Source organism: Paenibacillus tengchongensis (assembly GCF_008973665.1).
Classification (GTDB): Bacteria; Bacillota; Bacilli; order Paenibacillales; family Paenibacillaceae; genus Paenibacillus_AQ; species Paenibacillus_AQ tengchongensis.
In genome coordinates this window covers 141,914-152,302 of record NZ_WACP01000007.1, presented here as the reverse complement: position 1 = coordinate 152,302, position 10,389 = coordinate 141,914, and the positions used below count along the sequence as shown (strand labels likewise).

The 10,389-nt window shown below is 54.5% G+C and carries 7 protein-coding genes; 6 read left to right on the top strand and 1 reads right to left on the bottom strand.

The genetic code is table 11. From position 1 onward, the window contains the following. The first annotated feature begins 350 nt into the window (after positions 1–350). From F1381_RS13660 to F1381_RS13635, 6 genes are all read left to right on the top strand, one after another. Positions 351–1,388 carry a LacI family DNA-binding transcriptional regulator gene (locus tag F1381_RS13660; protein WP_151735406.1) on the top strand — a complete coding sequence of 346 codons (1,038 nt, stop codon included), beginning with the start codon at positions 351–353 and terminating at the stop codon, positions 1,386–1,388. 115 nt (positions 1,389–1,503) lie between these two features. Beyond that, positions 1,504–2,166: a beta-phosphoglucomutase gene (gene pgmB, locus F1381_RS13655; protein WP_151735405.1), complete on the top strand. Its 663-nt coding sequence runs from the start codon at positions 1,504–1,506 to the stop codon at positions 2,164–2,166. A gap of 136 nt (positions 2,167–2,302) precedes the next feature. Then, the gene (locus F1381_RS13650; RefSeq protein ID WP_151735404.1) at positions 2,303–4,621 is read left to right on the top strand and encodes a glycoside hydrolase family 65 protein; all 2,319 of its coding nucleotides are present in this window, start codon (positions 2,303–2,305) and stop codon (positions 4,619–4,621) included. Between the two features lie 89 nt (positions 4,622–4,710). Next, the gene (locus F1381_RS13645; RefSeq protein ID WP_151735403.1) at positions 4,711–6,399 is read left to right on the top strand and encodes a glycoside hydrolase family 13 protein; all 1,689 of its coding nucleotides are present in this window, start codon (positions 4,711–4,713) and stop codon (positions 6,397–6,399) included. Between the two features lie 205 nt (positions 6,400–6,604). Further along, a complete protein-coding gene (locus F1381_RS13640) occupies positions 6,605–7,465 on the top strand; it encodes an AraC family transcriptional regulator (protein WP_187355345.1) in 861 nt (286 codons plus the stop codon). Between the two features lie 184 nt (positions 7,466–7,649). Continuing rightward, complete coding sequence (locus F1381_RS13635; protein WP_151735402.1) at positions 7,650–8,495, top strand: DegV family protein; 846 nt, start codon at positions 7,650–7,652, stop codon at positions 8,493–8,495. 112 nt (positions 8,496–8,607) lie between these two features. Here F1381_RS13635 and F1381_RS13630 read toward each other — a convergent pair whose 3' ends face one another. Beyond that, positions 8,608–10,266 carry an ATP-binding protein gene (locus F1381_RS13630; RefSeq protein ID WP_151735401.1) on the bottom strand — a complete coding sequence of 553 codons (1,659 nt, stop codon included), beginning with the start codon at positions 10,264–10,266 and terminating at the stop codon, positions 8,608–8,610. Positions 10,267–10,389: the final 123 nt, after the last annotated feature.

The following is a 10,389-nucleotide window of genomic DNA, read 5'->3' as shown; positions in this document are numbered from 1 at the left end:
TCATTTTCCGGAGAAATAATTATTACGGATTAAATCACACTCTCAACGTATAATTGCACAAAGTTGCACAAAACGAATTAAAAATCAGTAGAATATCCTTGGATTTACCGACAAAAAACGTTTGCACATTCCCCGGACTCCTTTGCCGCATTATTTTCTCTATCATTTCTTTCAGCAGACGGATAACTGGAGAATTTTTGTTCCGCAAGTAAATATTCGGGGAGATAAGAAGCGTCGATCTGGCGAAAAGATCAGTATTTTGGCGGTTTAAAACAGTTTCACTATTTACAATTATCTGCGATTCGATTAATATTACTTTGTAAAGCAAACGGTTCCATTAGGAGGTTTCTATGACAGTTACCATAAAGGACGTGGCCAAGAAAGCGGGAGTTTCTCCCTCCACAGTATCCAGGGTGTTGTCAGGCCATCCCAGAATTAGCCTAGAAACTTCCCGCAAGGTTAAAGGGATTATGGAGGAAATGGGCTACACGCCGAACATGATGGCGAAGAGTCTCGTTTCGAAGACCACCAACAGCATCTGCATCATCCTTCCGAAACCGGCAGAAGAACTGTTTTCCAATCTCTTCTTTATGGAGTTGATCCGCGGGATCGTCACACAGTCCAGCCGTTCCGGCTACGATGTGCTGATCAGTTCCGGCGCGAATGAGCGTGAAGAGCTTGAGGCGGTCTCCCGCCTGCTCAAGGGGCGCCGTGTAGACGGCGTCATTCTGCTGTATTCGCGTAAAGACGACGCGGTGATTGATTTCCTGGAAGCCGGCGGTTACCCCTTCGTGCTGATTGGCCGAAGCGACCGTTACGAGGATATTCTTTCCGTGGATAACGACAATATCAAGGCTGCCTTTGATGCGACGAATCATTTGATTGCCATGGGCCATGAGCGCATCGGCTTCGTCAGCGGACCGCCGAATCTGATCGTTTCCCGCGACCGTCTGGAAGGCTATCGCATGGCGATGGAGAGCAACGGTCTCGAAATGCGGCCGGAATGGATTGTGGAAGGCGAATTCCTGCAGGATAGCGGATACCGGGCGATGTCATTCTTCATGAATCTCCCGAACCGGCCGACCGCGCTGGTCGCTGTCGACGATATGGTCTCCTTCGGCGTATTGCGCGGATTGAACGAGCTGAAGTACAAGGTCCCCGAAGACCTGGCGATTGTCAGCTTCAATAACATTCCGCTCTCGGAGCTGTCCAGTCCGCCGATCAGCAGTATCGACATCGGCATTTATCATCTTGGTTATACGGCCTCCCAGGTCCTTATTCAGACCATCCAGAAGCCGGATAACCATGACGGATATACGAACCGGTTTGTAATTCCCCACCGGTTGATCGTCAGAGAGTCATCTATGTATGCTCCCGGGAAGAAATGATTGCGGAAACAGGAATAAATGAAGCCTAAACGCTTCATTTATTTTTTCACTAATTGTACAAACGTTTGCGCTATTTTGGAACGCTCATATTATTCAAATTTCTAGGAGGATCAACATGTCACAAATCAAAGCCTGCTTATTCGATCTGGACGGCGTGCTTGTCGACACGGCCAGATATCACTTTATTGCCTGGCGGGAGCTGGCGGAGGAGCTTGGCTTCGTCTTCACCGAACAGGACAATGAGCGGCTTAAGGGCGTCAGCCGGGCTGCATCGCTTAATATTCTGCTCGAAATCGGCGGGCTCACTTTCGATGAGGCCGAGAAGGCCCGGCTGGCGGAGCAGAAGAACAACCGTTACGTCGAATATATCTCCAGGATGGACAGCTCCGAGATTCTGCCGGGAGCACTGGAGTTCCTGCAGGAATGCCGAGCCGCCGGCATCAAGACCGCACTGGGCTCCGCCAGCAAGAATGCGGCCACGATCCTGAACAATACGGGGCTTACTCCGTATTTCGACGCCATCATCGACGGCACGCATACCAGTGCAGCCAAGCCGGATCCCGAGGTGTTCCTGCTCGGCGCTCAGGCCGTCGGCGCAGAGCCCGCCCACTGCATCGTCTTCGAGGATGCCGAGGCCGGAATTGAGGCAGCCACCCGCGCACGTATGCGCAGCGTCGGCATCGGTTCGCCCGACACCCTGGGAGCCGCGAACCTGGTCGTTCCTTCCCTGGCACAGGTCAGCGTCGCCGGGCTGCGGGAAGCTTTTGCCGCTGTCTGAGCATCTTATTGCTGTCTGATCAGAGATATCCTATGTGCAACGTTTACCCGAACTATTGGCGGGAGCTATTCTCGCGGATTGCCTGCCGCATAGTTCATCTCATAAATAACCTTTATTCAAAAGGAGCCGGTATTTCATGAAACAATATTTAAAAATTGACGAGTGGTCGATCATTGAGGAATCCTTTGATCCGAATACCCAGGAAATTTCCGAGAGCGTGTTCAGCATCGGGAACGGCTATATGGGCGGCAGAGCCAACTTTGAAGAGCAATACAGCGGCCACAGCCTGCAGGGCAGTTATATGGCGGGTGTATACTATCCGGACAAAACACGGGTCGGCTGGTGGAAGAACGGTTATCCGGAGTATTTTGCCAAGGTGCTGAACAGCACGAACTGGATCGGCATCAACATCGACCTGGACGGCACTCCGCTCGATCTGGCCGCGTGCACCGTGGGTGAATTCCGCCGCGAGCTGAATATGAAGGAAGGCACACTCTCCCGCAGCTTCACGGCCACCCTCACGGACGGCAAGGAAGTCAAGGTGGAGAGCATCCGCATCGTCAGCATGGCCCGCCATGAGATCGGCGCCATACGTTATTCAGTTACACCGCTCAACTTCTCGGGCATTATTACGGTGACCCCCTATCTTGACGGGGACGTGAAGAACAAGGATTCCAACTATGACGAGAAGTTCTGGAACGAAGTGGAGAAGAAAGCGGCAGCGGACGGCGGTTACCTGACGCTGAAGACGAAGAAGCTTGATTTTCACGTAACCTCTGCCTTCGCCTTTGACATTGTGGTGAACGGCGAGAAGCTTGCCGCCGAAGGCGAGGCGCTGGAGCAGGAGAAATACGTGGGCAGCAAAGTGGCTGTTCCCGTGCAAGCCGGCCAGCAAGTGGTTATTTATAAGTATGCGGCGAATGTCACTTCCCGCAATTACGGGCTCGGCCAGCTGGTGGAAGCTGCGCAGACTGCGCTGCAGAACGCCCGCGAAGCCGGATTTGCTCTGCTGCTCACCGAACAGGCGGCGGCTTGGGGCGAGAAATGGAAGGAAAGCGACATTATTATTGAGGGCGATGTCTCGGCGCAGCAGGGGATCCGGTTCAATATTTTTCAGCTTAACCAGACATACACCGGTGAAGACGACCGTCTGAACATCGGACCAAAGGGCTTTACGGGTGAAAAATACGGCGGCAGCACCTACTGGGATACCGAAGCATATTGCGTACCGTTCTATCTTAGCACCGCAGACTCCGGCATTGCCCGCAACCTGCTGATCTACCGTTACAAGCACCTGGAAAAAGCAAAGGAAAACGCCCGCAAGCTCGGCTTCAAGAAGGGCGCGCTGTACCCGATGGTTACGATGAACGGCGAGGAATGCCACAACGAATGGGAAATTACGTTTGAAGAAATTCACCGTAACGGGGCCATTGCCTACGCTATTTACAACTACGTGAACTATACCGGCGACAAAGCCTATCTCGGTCAATACGGTCTCGAAGTGCTGGTCGAAATCTCCCGTTTCTGGGAGGAACGCGTCCACTATGCGCCGCGCAAAGACCAGTACGTCATGCTGGGCGTAACCGGACCGAATGAATACGAGAATAACGTCAACAATAACTGGTACACGAACCGTATTGCCTCCTGGACCATGGAATACACGCTGGAATCCCTGGCATACCTGCAGGAGCATGAAGCTGCACGCTATGCCGAGCTGGCTGATAAGCTGGAGCTGCAGGACAGCGAAACCGCTAAATGGCAGGAGATTATCGCCAAGATGTACTATCCGGCCGATGAAGACCTGGGTGTATTCCTGCAGCAGGACGGTTTCCTGGACAAAGAATTAATTCCGGTCAAGGAAGTCTCGCCGGAGAATCTGCCGCTGAACCAGAACTGGTCCTGGGACCGCATTCTGCGCTCCTGCTACATTAAACAGGCAGATGTGCTGCAAGGCCTCTATTTCCTGGGTGACCGTTACGACCTGGATACCAAGAAGCGGAACTTCGATTTCTATGAGCCGCTTACCGTGCACGAGTCCTCCCTCTCGCCTTGTATCCATTCCATTCTCGCCAGCGAGCTGGGCTACAAGGAGAAGGCTTATGAGATGTATCTGCGCACCTCCCGGCTGGATCTCGACAACTATAACAACGATACGGAAGACGGCTGTCATACGACCAGCATGGCCGGCACCTGGATGTCGATCGTTCACGGCTTCGGCGGCTTGCGTGTGCTAGGCGACCGCCTGATTCTGAATCCTTCCAACCCGGGACACTGGACTTCCTATTCCTTCAAAATCATGTTCCGCGGCGCCCGCCTGAAGGTCAAGGTAACCGACCTGCAGGTCACTGTAATCAACGAAACTGAAGTTCCAGCTGCCATTACCGTCCATGGCAAAGACTATACTGTGAACGGCCTGAGCAGCGTCACCGCCGAAGGCTCCTCCGTTACGGCATAAGTACGCTTTTACCGGCCCCGCAGGCAATTTGCTTACGGGGCTTTTTTGCAGGCAGAACCTTACTATCCCATTTCAAAGGAGCTAACCCAATGAACAGAGCATTTTGGAAAGAAGCCGTCGTCTACCAGATCTATCCCCGCAGCTTTCAAGACAGCAACGGGGATGGGATCGGCGATTTGCGCGGGATCATCTCCCGGCTGGATTATCTGCAGAAGCTGGGCGTCGATGTCGTCTGGCTGTCGCCCGTCTATAAATCGCCGAATGACGACAACGGCTATGATATCAGCGATTACCAGGATATTATGGACGAATTCGGCACGCTGTCCGACTGGGAGAAGCTGCTGGCCGGGATGCACGAACGCGGCATCAAGCTGATGATGGACCTCGTCATCAACCATTCCTCGGATGAGCATGCCTGGTTCGTTGAATCGCGTTCCTCCAAGGATAGTCCTTACCGCGATTATTATATCTGGCGTCCGGGCGGCCCGAACGGAGAGCTGCCGAACAACTGGAGCTCGATCTTCAGCGGGCCGGCCTGGGAGTATGACGAGAAGACAGATGAATATTATCTTCACTTGTTCTCGCGCAAGCAGCCCGATCTGAACTGGGAGAACCCGAAGCTTCGCGAAGAGCTGTACAACATGATGCGCTTCTGGCTGGACAAAGGCGTCGACGGCCTGCGCATGGATGTAATCAACATGATCTCCAAGGTGGAGGGCCTGCCTTCCGTAACCCATGAAGGGCTGGCGCCGGGAGACCTTGCGGGCGGCGGCGAGTATTACATGAACGGTCCGCGTGTCCATGAATTCCTGCAGGAAATGAACCGGGAGGTGTTATCCAAGTACGAGGTCATGACTGTCGGCGAGACGCCGGGAGCCAGCGTAGAAGACGCCATCCTCTATACCGCCGAGGACCGGAATGAACTGCAGATGGTGTTCCAGTTCGAGCATATGGACGTGGACGCCGGTCCGACCGGCAAATGGGAGGTTACGCCGTGGAGCCTGACCAAGCTGCGCGATATCCTGCATAAATGGCAGACGGGACTGGCAGAACGCGGCTGGAACAGCCTGTATCTGAATAACCATGACCAGCCGCGCATGGTTTCGCGCTTCGGCAATGACGGCGAATACCGCGTGCTGTCGGCCAAAATGCTGGCTACTCTGCTCCATACGCTAAAAGGCACGCCGTACATCTACCAGGGCGAGGAAATCGGTATGACCAATGTGAAATTTCCTGTGCTGGAAGACTATAAGGATATCGAAATTCTCAATATGTACCGGGAAAAAGTGACCGAAGGCGGCGCAGACCATGATGTGATCCTGAATGCTATCCATGTGAAGGGGCGGGACAACGCCCGTACGCCAATGCAGTGGAGCGCCGGCGATAATGCCGGATTTACGGAGGGAACCCCTTGGCTCAAGATCAATCCGAACTATAAGGATATCAATGTAGACCAGGCCCTGGCCGATCCGGATTCGATTTTCTATTATTATCAGCAGCTGATTGCACTGCGCAAGAAGCACCTTATCATGGTCTACGGCGATTACGACCTGCTGCTGCCGGAGCATGAATATATCTATGCTTACACCCGCACGCTGGAGAAGGAGAAGTGGCTGGTGCTGCTGAATTTCAGCGATAGTCCGCAGGAAGTGGAACTCCCCGGCGAGCTGGCCGCCGTAAACGGCGTCATTGTCGGCAACTACGGCGGCGAGCAGCTTGCAGAAGAACGCCGAACACTGCGTCCTTATGAGGCGGTTGTGTATTCGCTTAAAGCTTAGCCATAAGGAATGCCGTATCGGGCATCAACAATGGCTTTACGAGTTTCCCTGAACCTGTCATCATGGAGGCAAAGCCCGTCCTGGCCTTCGGATCCTCCTCCGCCAAAGTGCTCCCCTTCTAGCCGTACCTGTCTGAAGTGAGCACAGAATAACCGGACCAGCGGCAGGCAGCATGATAAGATGGGTTCAAAGGGAGATGGCGATATTGGAATGGCTGAACCGCATGAAGGACGCGCTGGATTATATGGAGAGCAGAATGACGGAGCCGCTGCGTATTGAAGAGGTGGCGCGGGTGGCCCATGTATCGCCCTTTCACTTCCAGCGCATGTTCGGGATGGTCACCGGCTTCACGGTGGCCGATTATATCCGGAAGCGCAGGCTGACGCTGGCCGCCCAGGAGCTGGCTGTGTCCAAGGTTAAGGTGCTGGATGTCGCTTTGAAATACGGGTACGACACACCGGAATCCTTCACCAAGGCGTTCCGCAAGGCGCATGGCATTACGCCTTCCGCGGCGCGTGAGCCCGGCGCTGTCCTCAAGGCCTTCCCCCGCCTATCCTTCCATCTATCATTGAAGGGAGATCAGGAAATGGATTACAGAATTGTGGAAAAGGCAGCGTTTCAGGTCATTGGAAAGTCATGGGTAGTAGGCACCAGCGAGGGGGAGAATTTCCGCAAAATCCCGCAGCTGTGGAACGAGGCCAACAGCGACGGCACCTCCGAAAGATTAGAGTTTATCGGCGTGCATCCGAACCTCTTGGGCATCTGCAGCGACATGGACATGCAGAAGGAAACGATGACTTACTGGATTGCCGCGGAAGGCACGGAGGAGACCGATCCTCAAGGCTATGAAACAACGGTTATTCCCGCTGCAACCTGGGCGGTCTTCACATCGGTCGGACCCATGCCGCATGCGATCCAGAAGATTTGGGAGCGTATATACTCGGAATGGTTTCCTTCTACCGGGTATGAGCATACCGGCGGACCGGAGTTCGAGCTGTATCTTACCGGCGATCCCGGCGCAGAAGATTATGTATGTGAAGTATGGATTCCTGTGATGAAGAAATAGCATATGACCGTAATCGCTAAGGACTTCACATGCTGAAGTCCTTTTTTACTGACCTCCTTCTCTCATTTGCTGGCAGATGTGGCATTTCTATTTTGAGAAACGCGGCAAGCTTGGTATAATGAATTGACACCACAGCTCAGCCTGTGTGCTTTAGTCATTTTGAGATCCGGTGAAGGAGACACTCATGTCGATCGTAAAAATCTTTTCAGACAGCACTTCCGATTTGCCGCAAGGCTGGAAGGAAACGTATGATATCGGGATTGTTCCCCTGTATGTTGTGTTTCAGGACGGTACTTACAAGGATGGTGTAGACATTACGCCGGAGGAAGTGTACAGCCGCGTCGCCGCAAACGGTGCGCTTCCGAAGACGGCCGCGCCTTCTCCCGCCGACTTTATGGCCGCCTTTGAGCCGGTCATCAGCAGCGGAGGAGATATCGTCTATATCAGTCTTTCTTCGGCATTATCTTCTACATACCAAAACGCCCTGCTGGCTGCGGGCGAATTTCCGGAAGGCCGTGTCCGGGTCGTCGACTCCGAGACACTGTGCGGCGGAATCGCGCTCCTGGTCATGAAAGCGGCGCGCGCCGCCGCCAAGGGACAGAGCAGTGCGGAAATCGTCGCCATGCTGGAAGCTTGCCGCAGCCGCGTGGAGACGGAATTCGTCGTGGATACCCTGGATTACTTATATATGGGCGGACGCTGCTCAGGCATGCAGAATTTCATCGGCAGCCTGCTGAAGATCCGGCCGGTGCTGCGCCTGATTGACGGCGCCATTGTACCGGTCAGCAAGATTCGCGGCAAGAAAGAGAAGGCTGTGGAGCAAATGCTGCAGCATGCCCTTGTCCATGCCGGCGAAATGGACAAGGAGCTGGTCATCGTCGCCCATACGCTGGCGGAAGAGGATGCCCAGTACCTGGTGGAAGAGCTCCGTAAGCGGACGAATGTGGATGAAATCGCCGTGATTCACGCCGGCTGCGTCATCGGCAGCCATTGCGGCCCGGCAACTGTGGGACTTATGTATATCCGATAATCTTAAGTATTACCCCGATGAATGCTTCTGATATGTAAAATAAGGCCCCGGCTTTCTTAAGCAGCCGGGGCCTTGCCGTATTTATTTCAGCTCTCTCCCGAATATTGGATGATCACGTGGAGGCTTCGGCCTCCCACATCTCCACCCCGCACTCCTCTTTAAGAAACGGAAGCATGAACCGGAAGGTGGAGCCCCGGCCCTCTTCGCTCTCCACAAAGATAGTGCCGCCCATCAGCTCCACCAGCTGCTTGCAAATCGCCAGGCCCAGCCCCGTGCCGCCATATTTGCGGTTGATAAACGGATGCAGCTGCGAGAACGATTGAAACAGCAGATTCAGCTTGCTGTCGGCAATCCCCACTCCCGTATCGCGGACCGAGAATTCCAGCAAATATTCCGGCGAGTACGGCAGCGGGATATTCTTGACGGAGAGGGTCACACTGCCGCTCTCGGTGAATTTGAGCGCGTTGCCGACCAGATTGACGATAATCTGCCGCAGGCGGCTCGGGTCAGTGGTGACAAAAGCCGGCACGCTGGTATCCGCCCACCACCGGAGCTTCAGCTTCCGCTCTTCCGCTTTGGGCGTGAAGAGATCGATGATGCCTTCCAGCATTTCCCGCAAGTCAAACGTCTCGAATTGCAGCGTCATTTTACCCGCTTCCATCTTGCTGAAGTCGAGAATATCGTTCAAAATCTGCAACAGGCTGTAGCTGCTGCTGCGCAGAATCTCGGCATACCCCCGCTGCTCCTCTTCAAGCGGCGTCTCCAGCAGCAGATCGGCCATCCCGATCATTCCGTTCATCGGTGTACGGATCTCATGGCTCATCATCGCCAGGAAATCCGACTTGGCCTGCGCCGCCTGCTCGGCCGACTCCTTGGCCCGCAGAATCTCGCGTTCATTGGTAATATCACTGAAGGAGATGACGGCGCCGCAGATCGCATTTCCGTCGAGCAGCGGAGCGATCCGGTAATGGACGAAGAAGCTTGTTCCGTCCTTGCGCCAGAAGATGTCATCCGATTTGCTGCGCGTAATGCCATCCTGCAGAGTCAAGTTTACCGGGCAATCCAGATGGGTATAACGGAAGCCGTCGCTGCGGATGTGCTGGATCAGCTCCATCAGGTGCATCCCTGTCAGCTCATGAGGTTCATACCCCAGCATCTCCGCACCTTCGCGGTTCACGAAGATCGTCCGGCCGTCCGTATCAATGCCGCAGATGCCCGATGCCACCGAGTTCAGGATCAGGCTAAGCCGCCGGTCCTCGGCCATCTCTACAATCAGCTCAGGCTGCCGGCATTCTCCGGCTCCCGCCTGAGCTGGCGCGGGCGCAGCATCGACATGCGTCCGCGCGGTAGGCGGCCCTGCCGCCGGCAGGCTGTCCAGCCAGTCCTGCAGTAGGGCTGGCAGCGGGGCTGTGCGGTCGCAGCGGATGAACGCGAACACACCGGCCACTCCCTCCTCCGCGCGGATGGGGATGAAATCAACCGTCAGCGTCTGCCCGTTAAGCCCGTCCGCCACGGATAAGCAGGAGGGCGTGCCCTGCAGCGCATCCGCAAAATAAGTTTCACCGGGAAACGGCGCCCAGGCGCCATCTGCGCTTCCTTCCGGTGAAGACGGTCTGCCGGCAAGCAGATCGTTGAAGGCACGGTTACCCTCGACATAACGCCCCTGCCGGTCCAGCACGAGAATGATATCCGGATGCAATGCATAGAACGCTTTATAAGCGCTGTCATCCGAAAGCATCCGGCTTAAGATGGAAGCCCAGTCTTGTGGCATGGCACACCTCCTCTATCATTTATATCTATGACCAGGGTCCGGAATATGCGGAAATCCTCTATATATGTAGAAAAATCTGAATTTTTTTCTATTATATCAAAAAAAGCGCTGCCGGTCGCCACA

Coding starts and splice junctions, on each gene's coding strand:
- F1381_RS13660 (WP_151735406.1), top strand. CDS start 351: ATGACAGTTACCATAAAGGACGTGGCCAAGAAAGCGGGAGTTTCTCCC.
- pgmB (WP_151735405.1), top strand. CDS start 1,504: ATGTCACAAATCAAAGCCTGCTTATTCGATCTGGACGGCGTGCTTGTC.
- F1381_RS13650 (WP_151735404.1), top strand. CDS start 2,303: ATGAAACAATATTTAAAAATTGACGAGTGGTCGATCATTGAGGAATCC.
- F1381_RS13645 (WP_151735403.1), top strand. CDS start 4,711: ATGAACAGAGCATTTTGGAAAGAAGCCGTCGTCTACCAGATCTATCCC.
- F1381_RS13635 (WP_151735402.1), top strand. CDS start 7,650: ATGTCGATCGTAAAAATCTTTTCAGACAGCACTTCCGATTTGCCGCAA.
- F1381_RS13630 (WP_151735401.1), bottom strand. CDS start 10,266: ATGCCACAAGACTGGGCTTCCATCTTAAGCCGGATGCTTTCGGATGAC.